Source organism: Nonomuraea marmarensis (assembly GCF_043197025.1).
GTDB classification, from domain to species: domain Bacteria; phylum Actinomycetota; class Actinomycetes; order Streptosporangiales; family Streptosporangiaceae; genus Nonomuraea; species Nonomuraea marmarensis.
In genome coordinates this window covers 1-15,536 of sequence record NZ_JBICRM010000012.1, presented here as the reverse complement: position 1 = coordinate 15,536, position 15,536 = coordinate 1, and the positions used below count along the sequence as shown (strand labels likewise).

General features: G+C 71.3%; 14 protein-coding genes and 1 pseudogene. 8 read left to right on the top strand and 7 right to left on the bottom strand.

All coding sequences use genetic code 11. From position 1 onward, the window contains the following. Window positions 1-44 precede the first annotated feature (44 nt). Entirely contained in the window at window positions 45-992 is a 948-nt protein-coding gene (locus ACFLIM_RS21015; RefSeq protein WP_393167872.1) for a hypothetical protein, read from the bottom strand. Window positions 993-1,121: 129 nt separating this feature from the next. Between ACFLIM_RS21015 and ACFLIM_RS21010 the strand changes: the two genes are divergently transcribed. Next, window positions 1,122-2,063 (top strand): GNAT family N-acetyltransferase, encoded by a 942-nt coding sequence (locus tag ACFLIM_RS21010; RefSeq protein WP_393167870.1) that lies wholly within the window; start codon window positions 1,122-1,124, stop codon window positions 2,061-2,063. An 8-nt stretch (window positions 2,064-2,071) separates the two neighbouring features. Here ACFLIM_RS21010 and ACFLIM_RS21005 read toward each other — a convergent pair whose 3' ends face one another. Together ACFLIM_RS21005 and ACFLIM_RS21000 are read right to left on the bottom strand one after the other, a co-directional pair. Next, the gene (locus ACFLIM_RS21005) at window positions 2,072-2,806 is read right to left on the bottom strand and encodes a nucleotidyltransferase domain-containing protein (RefSeq protein ID WP_393167868.1); all 735 of its coding nucleotides are present in this window, start codon (window positions 2,804-2,806) and stop codon (window positions 2,072-2,074) included. Continuing rightward, complete coding sequence (locus tag ACFLIM_RS21000; protein ID WP_393167866.1) at window positions 2,803-3,447, bottom strand: nucleotidyltransferase domain-containing protein; 645 nt, start codon at window positions 3,445-3,447, stop codon at window positions 2,803-2,805. The genes ACFLIM_RS21005 and ACFLIM_RS21000 overlap by 4 nt, the downstream gene beginning before the upstream one ends. 39 nt (window positions 3,448-3,486) lie before the next feature. On the opposite strand from ACFLIM_RS21000, the gene ACFLIM_RS20995 reads away from it, so the two are divergent. Both ACFLIM_RS20995 and ACFLIM_RS20990 read left to right on the top strand, forming a co-directional pair. After that, complete coding sequence (locus ACFLIM_RS20995) at window positions 3,487-5,352, top strand: propionyl-CoA synthetase (protein WP_393167864.1); 1,866 nt, start codon at window positions 3,487-3,489, stop codon at window positions 5,350-5,352. Between the two features lie 82 nt (window positions 5,353-5,434). Further along, the gene (locus ACFLIM_RS20990) at window positions 5,435-8,248 is read left to right on the top strand and encodes an NACHT domain-containing protein (RefSeq protein WP_393167862.1); all 2,814 of its coding nucleotides are present in this window, start codon (window positions 5,435-5,437) and stop codon (window positions 8,246-8,248) included. A gap of 34 nt (window positions 8,249-8,282) precedes the next feature. Here ACFLIM_RS20990 and ACFLIM_RS20985 read toward each other — a convergent pair whose 3' ends face one another. Then, complete coding sequence (locus tag ACFLIM_RS20985; protein WP_393167860.1) at window positions 8,283-8,669, bottom strand: VOC family protein; 387 nt, start codon at window positions 8,667-8,669, stop codon at window positions 8,283-8,285. Between the two features lie 508 nt (window positions 8,670-9,177). Between ACFLIM_RS20985 and ACFLIM_RS20980 the strand changes: the two genes are divergently transcribed. Genes ACFLIM_RS20980 through ACFLIM_RS20970 form a run of 3 tightly spaced genes read left to right on the top strand, consistent with a single transcriptional unit; the run spans window position 9,178 to window position 11,855 of the window. Further along, window positions 9,178-9,972 (top strand): hypothetical protein, encoded by a 795-nt coding sequence (locus ACFLIM_RS20980; protein WP_393167858.1) that lies wholly within the window; start codon window positions 9,178-9,180, stop codon window positions 9,970-9,972. Between the two features lie 56 nt (window positions 9,973-10,028). Further along, window positions 10,029-10,949 carry a hypothetical protein gene (locus tag ACFLIM_RS20975; RefSeq protein ID WP_393167856.1) on the top strand — a complete coding sequence of 307 codons (921 nt, stop codon included), beginning with the start codon at window positions 10,029-10,031 and terminating at the stop codon, window positions 10,947-10,949. Window positions 10,950-10,970: 21 nt separating this feature from the next. After that, on the top strand, window positions 10,971-11,855 hold the full coding sequence (locus tag ACFLIM_RS20970) for a hypothetical protein (protein ID WP_393167854.1): 885 nt from the start codon (window positions 10,971-10,973) through the stop codon (window positions 11,853-11,855). Here ACFLIM_RS20970 and ACFLIM_RS20965 read toward each other — a convergent pair. Together ACFLIM_RS20965 and ACFLIM_RS20960 are read right to left on the bottom strand one after the other, a co-directional pair. Further along, window positions 11,840-12,985 carry a UDP-N-acetylglucosamine--N-acetylmuramyl-(pentapeptide) pyrophosphoryl-undecaprenol N-acetylglucosamine transferase gene (locus ACFLIM_RS20965; RefSeq protein WP_393167852.1) on the bottom strand — a complete coding sequence of 382 codons (1,146 nt, stop codon included), beginning with the start codon at window positions 12,983-12,985 and terminating at the stop codon, window positions 11,840-11,842. The two genes, ACFLIM_RS20970 and ACFLIM_RS20965, sit on opposite strands and share 16 nt — an antisense overlap. Before the next feature lie 4 nt (window positions 12,986-12,989). Next, window positions 12,990-13,835: a formylglycine-generating enzyme family protein gene (locus ACFLIM_RS20960; RefSeq protein ID WP_449291479.1), complete on the bottom strand. Its 846-nt coding sequence runs from the start codon at window positions 13,833-13,835 to the stop codon at window positions 12,990-12,992. A 209-nt stretch (window positions 13,836-14,044) separates the two neighbouring features. Here ACFLIM_RS20960 and ACFLIM_RS20955 point away from each other — a divergent pair, with 209 nt between their 5' ends. Beyond that, window positions 14,045-15,004 (top strand): Ppx/GppA phosphatase family protein, encoded by a 960-nt coding sequence (locus ACFLIM_RS20955; RefSeq protein WP_393167850.1) that lies wholly within the window; start codon window positions 14,045-14,047, stop codon window positions 15,002-15,004. A 58-nt stretch (window positions 15,005-15,062) separates the two neighbouring features. Further along, complete coding sequence (locus ACFLIM_RS20950; protein ID WP_393167848.1) at window positions 15,063-15,413, top strand: hypothetical protein; 351 nt, start codon at window positions 15,063-15,065, stop codon at window positions 15,411-15,413. Between the two features lie 21 nt (window positions 15,414-15,434). Here ACFLIM_RS20950 and ACFLIM_RS20945 read toward each other — a convergent pair. Next, window positions 15,435-15,536 (bottom strand): annotated as a pseudogene (locus tag ACFLIM_RS20945) (IS982 family transposase); the annotation flags it as partial.

The window sequence follows — 15,536 nt, the reverse complement described above, 5'->3', positions numbered from 1 at the left end:
ACCGCCGCCGCCCCCGACCCGAACGCCCGGACCAGGTGTACTCCCTACCCCCGCGCGTCGGCGAGACCATGCAACCTGCGCAACGCCTTGCGGGCCGAGGCCACGACCTTCTCGTCCGGATGATGGTCGATGAACACCCGCAACACCCGCCCCGTCCACGGATGATCCCCGAACGCCAGGATCGCGATCGTGCCCGCCTGCTCCTCCGCGTTCATCCCCATGGCGATCGACTCGATCACCTCGCCCGTCTCACCCCCGAACTCCAGCAGCGCCGCCGCCATGTCCACCAGCACCCAGGCGATCTCCTCGGGGGCGGGCTGCCGGTCCTCGCGCCCGGTCCTGGCGGCGATCACCGCGCCCAGCTTCGGCTCCTCCAGCAGCCCGGCGAGCGCCTGCCGGCCCTCGTCGCCGAGCCCCGACGCCAGCAGCTCCACGCCGACCGCCCGGCTCAGCGGGCTCACCGTGGCGAGCGCCGAGGCGATCTCGGCCACCGCGGCGGCCGCGTCCCGGCCCTCCAGCCAGCCCGCGAGCTCCTCGCCCCGCTCGGCCTCCGGATAGGAACGCAGGCCGTGCAGCAGCGCCGCGGCCTCCCGGTCGGAGAGGGAGCCCATGACCGGGATGTCCTGCCCGGTGGTCTCGGCGATGATCTGCCGCGCCACCCACAGTCCGAGCCAGCTCAGCGTGTACGGCTCCGCCTGCCGTACCAGTCCGAGACCCGTCAGCGTCCCGGGCACGTCGCCCTTGAGCGGCTCGCGGGACAGGAACATCCTGATGAGCTCCAGCAGCAGCCCCTCGTCGGCGGCCAGCTTCTCGCGGCAGTGGTCCGCCCAGGCGGCCAGCACCTCCGTGTCGTCGCCTTCCGCCTTCATGAGCTCCGCCTTCAGGAGCTCCTCGGCCAGGGGAGCAGCGCGTACGGCCGCCGCGAGCGTGGCCGCCCCGGGCAGCCGGATCGGAGGCTGCAGAGGCAGCGTGTCGTCGTCGTAGGACCTCACGAGCCCATCCTGTCGTGATATCTCCGCTAGAGTGTCGCTGACGCCGAAAAGTCGGAAGAAAGGAGGCGCTGAGATGTTCGGTACTACCCCGGGCGCTCACCGCGTCCGCTTCTACTTCTCGGAGGAATCGTGCATTTCCGCACTGCGGTCGAGGCTGACCTAGACAATTTGCTCGGCTGCGTCGTCGACGAGTCGATCAGCTGGTCGCATCCCGACCGGCTGCTGTCGTACCTGGAGACCGGCAACTACCGCTTCGACCACATCTGGCTCGCCGTCGACGAGCAGAGCGGCGAGATCCTGTCCCGCGCGGTCTGGTGGGGTTTTCCCGACGGCGCCAAGCCGCTGGCCATGGACTGCCTCTATGTCCATCCCACGGTGGCGGACCGCGTCGGACTGGCCGCCGAGCTGCTGCGCCGGGCCCACGCCGCCTATGGGGAGGCGCCCGCGTACCACGTCTTCGTGCCCAACGGCTGGCGCGGCAACCCGAAGACCGCGGCGGCCGTCGCCTGGCGCTGGGAGGCCGCAAGCCGCGCCGGGCTGACCGAGGAGCTGGAACGCCTGCGCTACGAATGGACGGCGGACGGTCCCGTACCGGAGGCTTCCGACCGGCTCGTGTTCCGCGGCGATGACGACGACGAGGTGTTCGTGCAGGCGTTCGTCCGGGTGGCCGTCGGAACCCTCGACTTCGCCACGCGACAGGCTCTCGTCACCATGGACCCGGTGGCGCAGGCCCGGGAGGACGTCAACGACTACAAGTCCATGCCGGGGGACCGGTCATGGTGGCGCCTGGCGTACACCAAGGACGGGGACCTGGTGGGGGTCGCCCTGCCGTCGGCCAACGACGCGGGGCCGGTGGTCGGCTACCTCGGGGTGGTGCCGGAGCACCGCGGCCGCGGCCACGTCGACGCCCTGCTCGCCGAGATCACCCGCTTCCTCGCGGAACGCGGAGTCCAGCGCATCCGGGCGGACACGGACACCGGCAACGTGCCGATGGCCAGGGCGTTCGAACGGGCCGGATACCGCAACCACGCCATCAGGCTGGTCCTGTCGGCGAATCCCGTGAACACGTGATGCCGACCTCACCCCCGTGACCTGGCCCGCAGCACCAGGTCATGCAGCGCTTCCGCGGCGCTCGCCCGCTCGGGCAGTGCCGCGGACTCCCGGGCCTCCTCCAGCGCCGCCGTCATCCGCTCCACGTCCGCCTCCAGCCCGAGCGTGGACGGCGCGGGGCTGTGCTCGGCCGCCTGTTTGGCCGCGACCAGCTCGGGCAGGTACGCGGGCCCGTACGCGTACAGGCGCGTCAGGTCGGCCTCCAGCTCGCCGGTGCGCATGAGGTGCGTACCCGTGGCCAGCACGCGGAAGGTGTAGAGCAGCGGCTTCAACTCCAGGGTCTTCGTGAACAGCCGCCACTGCGTACGCGCGAACCCCAGGTAGTGGTGGGCGTGGTGCCGCGTCAGGCAGCCGGGGGCGAGCGCGGCCAGTTCCTCGTGCGCCGGCGAGGACGCCACGACCAGCGGCGACAGCAACTGCTCAAGGACGTAGCCGTTGCGGCCCAGCAGCAACCGGCAGAACTTGGCCGCGTCGTGCGTGACCAGGTCCACCTCCACGCCCTCGCGCGTCCACATCCGCTCCAGCGTCTGCGGCCCGTGCCGCAGCCCCGCCACCTCCTCGACCGGCAACACGTGCACGCCCCGCAGGTCCACGTCCGAGTCCACCGAAGGGAATCCGTACAGGTGCGCGCCGCTCACCGTGGCGAACACCAGCGGGTACGGCTGCTCGCCGGGAATCTCCGCCAGCCATCCGGGCAGGTTCACAGGTTCTCCTTGCGTACGCCGACCAGGAAGTCCTCCACCCGGTCCCGATCCGGTTGCGCGGGCAGCACGCTCGGGCTCGCGGCCAGTTCGGCGGACAGGGCGGCCCGCCAGGCGTCCACCTCCGCCCAGGGCAGCTCGCCGCGCCTGATCGCCAGCAGCCGCTCCCTGTGCGGCCCCACCTGGACCAGCGGCTCCCCGTGCCGCACCAGGTGCAGGCCGCTGAGCAGCAGCCGCACCATGTGCATCGCCTGCTTCCACTTGGGCGCGGCCGGGTCGAGGCGGCGGAACTGGTCGTCGGCGTACCCGGCGAACGTCCGGCGGGCCCGATCCGACACGAACGCCGGCCGCAGATCACGCAACTGCTGCCCGGCAGGGGTGATCACCTCCACGATCGGCGACCACAGGCACTCCAGGACGGTGGGGTTCGCCTGGAGGGCGAGGCCACAGAAGCGCTCGACCTCCCACGAGAACTGCTCGGGCAGCGGCCCGTCCCGATGCGTGGCCGGCTTGTCCAGCCGCCAGAACGCCGCCGTCGGCGCCACGAACACCCCCCGGCGGTCCGTATCGGAACGGTCGGTTTCGAGCCCGTACGCCCGGGACCCCATGACGACGGAAAGGATTATGTCATCGCTCACCCGCATATCTTGCGCCATGGGGGCGGGGGCTGGTCTGATCGAAAAGTGGGCGGTTATGACGAGGCTTACCGGCGGAGCATCGAGGAACCCGGCGCGTTCTGGGCCGAGGCGGCGCGCGGGATCGACTGGGACGTGGCGCCCGCCACCGTTTACGGCGGCGGCCGGTGGTTTCCCGACGGACGGCTGAACACCTGTCACAACGCGGTCGATCGGCACGTCGAGGCCGGGCGCGGCGAGCAGGCGGCGCTGATCTACGACAGCCCGGTCACCGGCACCGCGCGCACGATCACCTATGCCGGGTTGCGAGACGAGGTGGCCCGGACCGCGGGCATGTTGCGGGATCTCGGCGTGCGCGCCGGGGACACCGTGGTGATCTACATGCCCATGGTGCCCGAGGCGGTGGTCGCGATGCTGGCCTGCGCGCGGCTGGGGGCGGTGCATTCGGTGGTGTTCGGGGGGTTCGCGGCCAGGGAGCTGGCGGTCCGGATCGATCATGCCAGGCCCAAGGTGGTGCTCTCGGCGTCCTGCGGGATCGAGCCGGCGCGGGTGGTGGCGTACAAGCCGCTGCTGGACGCGGCGCTGGAGCAGGCCTCGCACCGGCCCGGACACTGCGTGATCCTGCAGCGGCCCCAGTGCGTGGCCGAGCTGGAAGGCGGGCGTGATCTCGACTGGGCGCGGACCGTACGGGAGGCCGAACCCGCCGCCTGCGTGAGCGTGGCGGCCACCGATCCGCTCTACATCCTCTACACCTCCGGCACCACCGGCTCGCCCAAGGGCGTCGTGCGCGACAACGGCGGGCACGCGGTGGCGCTGCACTGGAGCATGGCGAACGTCTACGGCGCCGCCCCCGGCGAGGTCTACTGGGCGGCCTCCGACGTGGGCTGGGTGGTGGGACACTCCTACATCGTGTACGCGCCGCTGCTGGCCGGGTGCACGACCATCCTGTACGAGGGCAAGCCGGTCGGCACGCCTGACCCCGGCGCGTTCTGGCGGGTGGTGGCCACGCACGGGGTGCGGACGTTGTTCACCGCGCCGACCGCGATCAGGGCCATCAAGAAAGAGGACCCATCCGGAAATTTCGCGAAAAAATGGGACCTGTCCGGACTGCGGTACCTGTTCCTGGCCGGTGAGCGGCTCGACCCCGACACCTACCACTGGGCCTCCGACCTGCTCGGCATTCCCGTCATCGACCACTGGTGGCAGACGGAGACCGGCTGGCCGATCGCCGCCAACTGCGTCGGCCTCGGAACCCTCCCCATCAAGCCCGGCTCGCCCACCAAGCCGGTCCCGGGCTGGGACGTACGCATCCTCGACCCCGACGGCAAGGAGTGCCCGCCGGGCGTGGAGGGCGCGGTCACGATCAAGCTGCCGCTCCCGCCCGGCTCGCTGCCCACCCTCTACCGCGACGACGCCCGCTTCGCCCGCTCCTACCTGGAGCGCTACCCGGGCCACTACCTCACGGGCGACGGCGGCCACGTGGACGAGGACGGCTACCTCTACGTCATGGGCCGCATCGACGATGTGATCAACGTGGCCGGGCACCGGCTCTCGACGGGTTCGATGGAGGAGGTCATCGCCGCCCATCCGGACGTGGCCGAGTGCGCGGTGATCGGGGTGGCCGACGAGATCAAGGGCCAGGTCCCGGTCGGGTTCGTGGTGCTGAAGGCAGGCGCCGAACGAGCTCAGGACGACATCGAACGCGAGCTGATCACCCTGGTACGCGACCGCATCGGCCCGGTCGCCGCCTTCCGCCGCGCCGTGGTCGTCGCCCGGCTGCCGAAGACCCGGTCGGGCAAGATCCTGCGCGCCACGATGCGGGACATCGCCGACGGGAACCCCTACCGCACCCCGTCGACGATCGAGGACCCTGCGGCGCTGCCGGAGATCGAGCAGGCCGTGAAGGAAACATAACGTTCAGATCGTCCGGGCGAAGGAGCCTGCGCGATCCCGGCGTACAGCGCATGATGGGCATCCCAGGTCCCGGGAGGAGGCCATGATCGAGACCCCGAGCTACGCCGACGCCCTGAGGATTCTCGGATGCAAGGAGGGCCGGCTCGTCAAGGTGGTCGGGTTCGCCTCGGCCGCGGCCCGTACCGGCTGGGCGCTGGCCGGCGGCGGGCAGCTCGTGATGGGGCTGGCCGACATGCGGGGTGACATCGTCCGCTACGGCGAGGACGTCATCCGCCGCATGCCGGAGCTCAAGAGCGGCGTGGACCGGTTCACCCGCACGCAGCGGCTGGCCGCGGCGCACGCGGTGGTCGTCGTGTCGGCGTACTTCGAGGCGCTCGGCGAGGCGAAGCTGCCGTTCACGTTGGACCAGCTCGACCGGGGCGACAAGATCTCGCGCGGCGTGCCGACGCAGGAGCGGTTCGCCAGGCTGGTGGCGGGGCTGCTGCTCGACCGGTTGCCCACGCCCGAGCCGCATCTGCCGTACGCGGAGACCCGGCAGGCCGTGGAACGTGCCTACCTGCGCATGTCCGAGGCCATGGCCGGCTACGTCGGCGGCCTGGCGATCTGGGCGGAGCTGCCGGTCGACGACCAGCTCCTGCTGCCGCGCATGCTCGCCGAGGGGCCGCCCGCGCACGCGCTGCGCATCTACGACGAGGACTACCGTTCGCTGGCGCTGGACAGTCACGAGTTCGGGGTGCGCAGCCTCGTCACGGAGCAGCCGCAACCCGCCACGGCGTTGTCGCGGGTGGCGTGGCTGCTGGCCGAGCTGGCCCCGCCCCGGGTCGGCGACCGTCCCATGATCCACCGGGCCAGGATGGCCGCCAACGCCCTCGACCAGCCGCTCCTGCTCGCCGGCAAGCTGCCCGAGGACGTCTCGCTGCCGCTGCTCGGCGAGGGCTACCTGAGCCCGCGCTGCCGGGTGGCCGAGCTGACCCGCGAGGCCACGCCCGCGCTGCGGAGCTGGTGGGACGACCAGCGGCTGCTGCCCGACTCCGAGGCGTTCCTGGCGGGGCACCTCACGTCGCTGCGCGCCACCCAGGCGCCCCTGCTGGTGCTGGGCGAGCCCGGCTCCGGCAAGACGAAGCTGACCGAGGTGCTCGGCGCGCGGCTGGCCAGGTCGGAGTTCCTGCCGATCCGGGTGGAGTTGCAGGGCGTGGGGGCGCGGGCGAGCGTCACCGAGCAGATCGAGCAGGCCGTACGCGCGGTGCTGGAGGAGGAGGTGGCGTACGCCGACCTGGTGACGGCGGGCGACGGGGCGATGCCGGTGATCCTGCTGGACGGGTTCGACGAGCTGGTCCAGGGCGGGGTCAACCGCTACGACTACCTCGAACGCGTACAGGAGTTCCAGGCCAGGGAGGCCGGGCTCGGGCGGCCCGTCGCGGTGATCGTGACCAGCCGCACGGTGGTGGCCGACCGGATCAGGTTTCCCGAGGGGCTGCTGGCGCTGCAGCTCCAGCCGTTCGCGGACGAGCAGGTACGCCAGTGGCTGGACATCTGGGACCAGGCCAACCGCGCCCTGCTGGCCAGGCGCGACCTGAAGCCCCTGCCGGCGGAGGCGGCGCTCGTGCACGGCGAGATGGCCAGGCAGCCGCTGCTCCTGCTGCTGCTCGCGCTCTACGACGCGGGCGGCAACGTGCTGCAGCGCGACCACGGCCCGCTCGGGCGCGCCCGCCTGTACGAGGTGCTGCTCAGGGACTACACCGAACGGGAGACCGGCGGGGCCCGGCGGGTCGTCATCGACCAGGAGCTGGTGCTGCTCGGCACGGTGGCGCTGTCCATGCTGGCCCGCGGCCGCCAGGTCATCACCGACGAGGACCTCAACAGGGACGTGCCCGCGCTGTGCCACGGCGGCGAGGACGACCCGGGCGAGGAGGGGGTCGACTGGGCGCGCCGGGCCACCGAACGGTTCTTCTTCGTGCGCCGGAACGGGCACACGTTCCTGCACGCCACGTTCGGGGAGTTCCTGGTGGCGTGGCTGGCCATGTACGCGGTGCGCGACCTCGACAGGAGACGCCGCCAGGCGGGGGACGAGCCCCTCGCGCTGGTGCAGAGCGTGGACGACGACCTGCTGTACGCGGTCACGTCGCACTCGTGCCTGGCCGAGCGCGGGCCGACGGTGGGGTTCATCCTGGAGCTGCTGGACGAGGTGCCCTCGGCGGTGCGGGCGCGGTGCGTGGAGCTGCTGGCCGGATTGCTGCGGCGGTCGCTGCACGGGCGGCGGCGGCGCCACTTCACCGGGTTCAGGCCGGTACGGCACACGGTGACGCGGCGGCTGGCCGCGTACTCCGCGAACCTCGCCCTGCTGATCGTCGCCGCCGCCGAGGAGCCGGTGAGCGTTTCGTCCCTCCTGCCGGGCCCCGACTACCTGGAGCGGTGGTCCTCGTTCACGCATCTGTGGAAGGGGCAGCTCGGGCAGGAGGGCTGGACCGGGCTGGTCACCGCGCTGTCGGCGCATCGGGTGGTGGAGGGCGGAAAGGAGGACGTCGTTCTCGGGGGTGCCGAGACCGGCGGCCTGGGCGACGTCGTGGTCGCCGTCGCCACCGGCCACACGCCCCGGCACCGCAGGCTGCTGGATCTCCTGCTGGGCGCGCTGGGGGAGGGGCGGAACCTGCCGTACCGGGATCGGGTCGGGATCCTGGAGGAGCTGGTGCGGACGGTGGCGGTGCGGTCGCCGGCCATGCATCGGGCGTTGGGGGCGATGTGGCGGGAGGACGGGGCCGACCACGCGGAGTTGCGGCCGCTGCTGCACGCCATGCTCGCCGATCCGGTCGATCGGATGGGGACGTGGGATCAGCTCGTCAAGGCGGGCGTCCCTGAGACGGTGCTGCTGGAGCTGCACCAGAAGAGCACGGACTGATCGTCCTGATGTTCACCGGCGATACCCAGGGCGGCTACGCCGATGGACCGGCGACGCCGATCACGTTGCCTTCGGGGTCGGTGAAGCGCCCGACCGTGAAATCCCCGGACTTCGGCTCGGGGCCCATCAGGCGCTTCCCGCCGAGGCTCTCGGCCTGCTGGAGCGCGGCCCCGACGTCGGGTACGGCCACGTAGAACAGGACCCGGCGCTCATGGCCCCGGCCGCCGCCGACGCCGCCGTTGATGCCGTTCCCCTCGCCGGTCGTGCTCCCGTCCACGAAGCCGTACATGCCCGGCTGCGAGACCTTCTCGGTGACCGCGTCGCCCGCGTGGAACTCCCAGCCGAACAGCTCGCCGTAGTAGCTCTGGAGCCTCGCCGGATCGTTCCCGATGATCTCGAAATGCACCACTGGTAGTCCCATGATCAGTCCTCTCCGCTGTGCCGGGAACCTCTGGTGGGTCCCTCACAGCAGAGGTCGGAGCGGAAGGCCCGGTCTCGACATGTCACCCGCGCTCGCCGTACCCCGGCTACCGCCAGACCGCTCGACCTGCTCGGCTACATGCTGCTCGCGGCGACGCTCGCCCGCCAGGGGCATTACCTCGGCGGTTACGATCATGTTTTGCGTTCGGCACGTTCGACGCCCGTCATGGGGGTGGGGTTGGCCGCTGCGGTGCTGGTGGACGCCCCTGTGGTGGGCCTGATCCCGGTGCCTGCCGTCATGGAAGTGCACCTGGTGGTTCCCCGGCCTGTCCTTTCCGAGGCTGACACTCGGGCGGAATGTTACGTAATATCCACACATCACGAGCGTTGGGGGCGCCAGGGTGCCAGGACAGAGCGTGGGTGTGGTCGTCGATCCGGGAGTACCCCCGGAGGTTGCCGGATTGCTGCGTGCCAACGCCCCCTTACTGTCCAGGGTCAGGGCGGGATGGGTGCCCCCCGCGGAAGTCCGCCCGCCCCGCCGCCACAGCCCCTCCAGCGCGGTGCTGCTGGCCGCCACGCCCGTGGTGATCGCCCTCATGGGCATCCTGCTGGCCTCGCCGTTCGCGCCGGCCGGGTTCGTGCTCCTCGGCACGTACGTCTTCATCGTGCTCGTCAAGATCGCCTCCTTGAGCGAGGTGCCCGACGACGACCGGCCGCAGGAACGCGGCGTGTACGAACAGGCCCGCTGGTACGACGGCCGCTACCTGCTGGCCGAGGACTTCGACCAGGAGGCCAGGCTCGTGCTGGTCAGGGCGCAGCGGGCGATCGGATCCGTGCTGCGCTCCCACGTCAACGCCGAAGGGCTGCTGGACGACGCCCGCAACGCCGTCATGCTGCCCGCGCAGGAGTGGGAGATAGCCCGGCTGCTCGCCAAGCTGTCGGCCCTGCGCCTGGAGCACAGGGAGCTGCTGGCCAGGGGCATCGCGCCGGAGGTCGCCTCGGTGATCGAGCCGCTCGAACGCGCCCTGGTCAACAGCGAGGCCGCCGTGGTCGCCCGGGTGGAGGTGCTGGAACGGTACGCGGGTCACGTCGCCGAGGCCGAGCGCGCCTACCACGCCCGCGGCCAGATCGAGGAGCTGCGCGCCAGGCTGCCGCGCTATGAGGAGCTGCTGGCGGAGTCGGGGGCGGACAAGCTGGCCGTGCCCGAGATCGAACGGCTGGCCGAGGACGCCGACGTGCTGGAGCGTACGTTACGGCGCAGCGTCCAGTCCGCCCACGAGGCGTTCCGGTATCTGGAGGGCTGACACTCGGACAGAACGGCTCACATAGGGCTCACATTGGATCAATTAGGATCAATAACGTGCCCGGACGTCATGCGAAGGTGATAGTCGATCCGGCGGTGCCCGACGACGTCGCGGCCTTACTACGTGACAACCGTAAACTCCTCCTGCGCATCCACTCGGGCTGGGCCCCCGCGCACCGGCGGCACCGCCCCATGACCGGCCCCGTGGCCGGCATGGTGGCCAGGCTGGCGGCCACCGCGACGGCCGTGGCGGCGGTCGTGTACGGGCTGGCCCTGTTCGTCGCGGAGCGCTACACGCCCTTCGTGGTGATCATGACGGGGGCCGCGCTGCTGATCGTCAGCGTACTGCTCAGACCCAGGCCCGACGCCGAGGTGGAGCGCGGGCACGCGCTCGAACGAGCCGTCTACGACGCCGCGACCAGGCACCACGGCCACTACGTGCTGCGCGAGCACCTCGACGACCCCGCCAGGGCCCTCATGTCCCGCGCCCAGGCGGCCATCGACCAGGTCATGGACTCCCACGTCAACGCCGAGGGCCTGCTGGACGACGCGCGCAACGCCGTGATGCTGCCCGCCCAGGAGTGGGAGATCGCCCGGCTGCTGGCCAAGCTGTCGGACCTGCGCGCCGAACACCAGGAGGTCGTCGCGGAAGGCGTCACCCCCGAGGTGGCCGCCGTCGCCGAACCCCTCGCCCACGCCCTCGACAGCAGCCAGCAGGCGGTGCTCGCCCGCGTCGAGGCCCTGGAACGCTACGCCGGCCACGTCGCCGACGCCGAGCGCGCCTACCGCGCCAGAAACCAGATCGAACGCCTCAGCGCCCGGCTGCCCCGCTACGAGGAGCTCCTCGCGGAATCGGGCGCGGACGAATCGGCGGTTCCGGAGCTGAGCAGGTTGTCGGACGACGCCGACCGCCTTGAGCAGGCGTTACGCGACAGTGTCAGCTCCGCACACGAGGCTTTTCGCCACCTTAGAGGCTGACTTCGCTTAGGATCCGGTTTCGTGGCGGATGTGGTAGTAGACCCCGGGGTGCCGCCGGATGACGCGCAGCTGCTCAGGGAGAGCCGGCGGGTGCTGATCAAGATGCGCCAGGGCTGGGTTCCCGAGTCGCGGCGGGCCATTTCGGGCGCGCACTACCGCATGATCGCGGCCATCGGCACGGTCGCCTTCTTCGGCCTGATGACGGGCATCGGCTTCTTAGGCAGGGGCCTCGGCCTGCTGATGCTCGTCCTGCTCGGCATCCCCCTGATGGTCGTGATGTTCGTCCGCAACGACCTGCCGGGGGACGAGGAGGAGGAGTTCGAGCGGGACGTCTACGAGCAACTGCGCTGGTACGAGGGCCGCTACGTGCTGGTGGACGACCTCGACGAGTCCTCCGCCAGGCTGCTCGCCCGCGCCCAGCGCGCCATCGCCACCGTGACGAGCTCCCGGATCAACGCCGAGGGCCTGCTGGACGACGTGCGCAACGCGGTGATGCTGCCCGCGCAGGAGTGGGAGATCGCCCGGCTGCTGGCCAAGCTGTCCGCGCTGCGCGCCAAGCACCGGGAGACCGTCTCGCAGGGGCTCACGCCCGAGGTGGCGGCCGTGGCCGAGCCCCTCGCCAGGGCGCTCGACAGCAGCGAGGACGCCGTCCTGGCCCGGGTCGAGGCGCTGGAACGGTACGCCGCCAACGTCACCGACGCCGAGCGCGCCTACCTGGCCCACCACCAGATCGAGGAGCTGCGCGGCCGGTTGCACCAGTACGAGGAGCTGGTGGCCGAGACCGGGGCGGACGGCTTCGCCGTACCGGAGCTGGAACGGCTGGCCGAGGACGCCGACCGGCTCGAACAGTCGCTGAGGCGGAGCGTGAGCTCCGCCCAGGAGGCGTTCCGCTATCTGGAGCCCTGAGCCGGCGTGTGCGCGACCTCCAGGAGGACGTCGCACAGGGCGTCGGCGGCGTCCACGCGGCCCAGCTTGGCCGCGGCGTGCCCCATCGCCCCCCGCAACCCCGGATCGGCCAGCAGCGGCATCAGCTCGGCCAGCAGCAGCTCGGCCGTCGGATGCGGCTCGAGCAGCGCCCGCGCCGCCCCCGCCGAGGCCAGGTAGGCGGCGTTCTTGCGCTGCTCGTCACCACCCGTCGGGATCAGCGGGATCAGCACGGCGGGCTTGCCGATGGCGGTCAGCTCGGACACCGTCCCCGCCCCGCTGCGCGCGATCACCACGTCGGCCGCCGCGAACAGGTCGGCCAGCTCCGCCCCCACGTAAGGCACCGGATGGTAGCGGTCGGCCAGGTCGGGCGGCAGCGCCACGGCCCGCATCTGCTCGATCCAGGCGGGCCCGCACTGGTGCACGATCTGCGCGTGCGGCAGCAGTCCCGGCAGGATCTCCGCGATCAGCGTGTTGATCTGCTTGCTGCCCTGCGCGCCCCCCGTCACGTAGATCAGCGGCACCTCGAACGTCAGCCCGAACAGGTCGTACGCCGCCGCCCTGTTGCCCTGCAGCAGCTCCGGCCTGATGGGGTTGCCCGTGACCACGGCCTTGGCCCTGGCGGCGGCGGGCAGGTATTCCAGCGACGACTCGTGCGACAGCGCGATCCTGGTCGCCAGCCTGGCCAGGATGCGGTTGGCCAGCCCCACCACGGTCGTCTGCTCGTGCATGACCAGCGGCCGGCGGATCAGCTTGGCCGCCACCCCGATGGGCACCGCCACGTAACCCCCGGTCGAGAGCACCACGTCGGGCAGGTAGCGGGCGGCGTGCCCGACCGCCTGGAGCACCCCGACCGGGATGCGGAACACGTCGGCGATATTGGTGCCCAGCTCCTTGATGTTCGGACGGCGGCGCAGCTTTCCCGTGGTGATCGCCTTGAACGGGATGCCGTGCTCGGCCGTGATCCTGGCCTCCAGGCCGCCCGCCGTGCCCACCCAGAGCACGTCGTGCGGCACCTGACGTCGCTGGACGGCCGACAGGGTCGTCAGGGCCGGATAGGTGTGACCACCGGTGCCGCCGCCGGTGATCAACAGTCGCAGGGTTCGTGACATGCGATCAGCGTAGGGCCGCGCAGCGGAAACCGGTGTGGCCGGTCGAGGAGTCCGGCGTGTTCGAGGTGCGGGCGGCCACGCGGTAGCGGTTGCAGTAGGAGTCGTGGCACAGGTAGGAGCCGCCGCGGATCACCTTCGCCGTGCCGTCCGCCGGGCCGGTGGGATCGTCGGCGGACCCGGCGAAGCTCGTGCTCCACCAGTCGGCGGTCCACTCCCACACGTTGCCGGAGACGTTGTAGAGGCCGTAGCCGTTGGGCTGGAACGACTTCACCGGCATCGTCCCCTTGCTCGGCGCGGTCGGGAACCGGCCCTGCCAGATGTTGCACCGCTGCCGCCCCTTGGGTGCCAGCTCGTCGCCCCACGGGTACCTCTGCCGCGAGAGCCCGCCGCGCGCCGCCATCTCCCACTCCGCCTCGGTGGGCAGCCGCTTGCCCGCCCAGGCGGCGTACGCGGTGGCGTCGTTCCATGACACGTGCACGACGGGATGGTTCTGCCGGTCGCCGACCGACGAGCCGGGACCCTCGGGGGAGCGCCACGCGGCCCCCTCGACCCCGGCCCACCAGGGCGCGCCCGGCACGCTCGCGTCCATCACCCCGCCGGTGGCGAACTGCGCGAACACGAACGACCAGCCGATCCGCTCGGCCTCGGTGACGTACCCGGTCTCCTTGACGAACGTGGCGAACTGCGCGTTCGTCACGCACGCCGGATCGATCAGGAACGGCTCCAGTCGCACCTCGCGCACCGGACCCTCGCCGTCCTCGGGACGGCCGTCCGGATCGTCCCCGCCCATGAGGAACGTCCCCCCGGGAACGCGCACCATCCCGCGCGGCGCCGCCCGCCGCCGCACCATGATCTCGGCGGTCTCCTGGTACGGCCCGGCGGCCTCTCTGCTCGGACCACAACAAGCGCTCAAAGATCCCCCCAAACGTGTCATGACACCAAGGAAGGGTAGTGCCTGGAGTCAGTCCGCCCGTCACACCGGAGGTTCCGCTGCCCACGACACCTGCCCACTTCGGGCTCCGCTTCGCCGTCAAAGCCGCAGGACGGTAGCGTTTTCCCATGCGACTCGGCGTGCTGGACATCGGCTCGAACACCGTCCATTTACTGGTCGTCGACGCCCACCGGGGCGCCCGGCCCATGCCTGCCTACTCCCACAAGGTCGATCTGCGCCTGACGGAGCACCTCGACGCGGACAACCGGCTGGCGGCCAAGGGCGTCGAGCGACTCGGCGCCTTCGTCGAGGAGGCGGTCCACCTGGCGGAGGACAAGGGGGTGGAGGACCTGCTGGCCTTCGCCACCTCCGCCGTGCGCGAGGCGGCCAACGGCGAGCAGGTGCTCGCGGAGATCGACGCGCGCTGCGGCGTGCACATCAACGTGCTGTCCGGGCGCGACGAGGCCAGGCTGACGTTCCTGGCGGTACGCCGGTGGTTCGGGTGGTCGTCGGGGCGGCTGCTGGCCTTCGACATCGGGGGCGGCTCGCTGGAGATCGCCGGTGGGGTGGACGAGGAGCCCGACGTGGCCGTGTCGCTGCCGCTGGGCGCCGGGCGGCTGACCCGCGACTGGTTCACCACGGACCCGCCGTCCGCCGACGAGGTGCGCAAGCTGCGCAAGCACGTACGCGCCGAGATCGCCCGCACGGTCGGCGACGTCGTCAGATACGGCGAGGCCGACCGCGCGGTCGCCACCTCCAAGACCTTCAAGCAGCTCGCCAGGATCGCCGGGGCCGCGCCCTCCAGCGAGGGCCCCTACGTCTCCCGCTCGTTGTCCAGGCAGGACATGGCCGACTGGGCGATCAAGCTCACCACCATGAGCTCCGCCGAGCGGGCCGAGCTGTCGGGCGTGTCCGAGGGCCGGGCGGCGCAGCTCGCGGCCGGGGCGGTGGTCGCCGACGCGGCCATGGACCTGTTCGAGGTGGACCGGCTGGAGGTGTGCCCGTGGGCGCTGCGCGAGGGAGTGATACTGCGCCGGCTCGACATCATGCCCGGACGGCTCGACCAGCTGAATGGCAAACCGGAGTAACCTCGATATATCCCAAATAAGTGGCATAAACCGCTGGTAAACGGGCATCTTTCGGCGAATGTTGGCAGTGCTCGGCGTCATCGGCTCCCTGTTGGTCGTCCTCCTCCTCATCGTCCTGGCCGTGCTCGTCATCTCGGCGGTCGTCCTGATCACCCTCGCGCTGATGGCCGGGTCGATGACCGACTGGCGCGCGCTGTGGAGACGGCTGACTCGTGGGGAGGCGCGGCTGAGAGCGAAACTCAGCGGGAGCGCGGTGCCCGAGCGGCGGGCGGAGCCGAGCGGCAGCACGCCGCCGGTGCGTCGCCGGTTCCGGCTCGGCGGTGCCCGGCCCAGGGAGCGCAGGAACGGCGGGCACCCGCGAAGTTCCCGGCTCCGCGGGCACCCGGTGCGGCGGCGTACCAGGGTCTAGACGAGTAAGTCCGATCGCCGGTCAGTGGTCGTAGGCGATCAGTGACCGGATAGTCGGGGCGTTGGTCATGTGGTTGTGCCAGATCGCGGCGGCCATCGCCAGGACACGCTGGGCGACGCGGAT

Excerpts from the sequence above, each read along its gene's own strand:
- ACFLIM_RS20955 (WP_393167850.1), top strand. The coding sequence starts at position 14,045 with ATGCGACTCGGCGTGCTGGACATCGGCTCGAACACCGTCCATTTACTG.
- ACFLIM_RS20990 (WP_393167862.1), top strand. The coding sequence starts at position 5,435 with ATGATCGAGACCCCGAGCTACGCCGACGCCCTGAGGATTCTCGGATGC.
- ACFLIM_RS20950 (WP_393167848.1), top strand. The coding sequence starts at position 15,063 with ATGTTGGCAGTGCTCGGCGTCATCGGCTCCCTGTTGGTCGTCCTCCTC.
- ACFLIM_RS21000 (WP_393167866.1), bottom strand. The coding sequence starts at position 3,447 with ATGCGGGTGAGCGATGACATAATCCTTTCCGTCGTCATGGGGTCCCGG.
- ACFLIM_RS20960 (WP_449291479.1), bottom strand. The coding sequence starts at position 13,835 with ATGGTGCGGCGGCGGGCGGCGCCGCGCGGGATGGTGCGCGTTCCCGGG.
- ACFLIM_RS20965 (WP_393167852.1), bottom strand. The coding sequence starts at position 12,985 with ATGTCACGAACCCTGCGACTGTTGATCACCGGCGGCGGCACCGGTGGT.
- ACFLIM_RS20985 (WP_393167860.1), bottom strand. The coding sequence starts at position 8,669 with ATGGGACTACCAGTGGTGCATTTCGAGATCATCGGGAACGATCCGGCG.